The organism is Pseudomonas persica (assembly GCF_900291015.1).
In the GTDB taxonomy this organism is placed as follows: Bacteria; Pseudomonadota; Gammaproteobacteria; order Pseudomonadales; family Pseudomonadaceae; genus Aquipseudomonas.
In genome coordinates, this window is record NZ_OLKL01000210.1 from 1 (window position 1) to 260 (window position 260).

The 260-nt window shown below is 65.4% G+C and carries 1 protein-coding gene; it reads right to left on the reverse strand.

The features are described from left to right. Positions 1 to 260: P-type ATPase actuator domain-containing protein (locus FQ664_RS26300; protein ID WP_144175916.1), on the reverse strand; the 260-nt coding region annotated here is incomplete at both ends.

Consider the following 260-nt stretch of genomic DNA (forward strand, 5'->3'; position numbering starts at 1 on the left):
CCGGTCAGGTGCGACTCATCGACCTCAAGCGTTCTGGCCCGGAGGAGACGGATATCCGCCGGGATGCGGTCGCCCGACTCAAGGGCGACGCGATCGCCGGGAACCAGGTCTTCGGCCGGAACGATCGTCTCGCGGCCGTCCCGCCTCACCCGCGCGTGGACCCTGAGTATCTGCTGGAGGGCTGTTGCGCTCCTCTCCGCCCTCGCCTCCTGGATCGTTCCTACGATGGCGTTGATCAGGATGACGGCGAATATGAAACA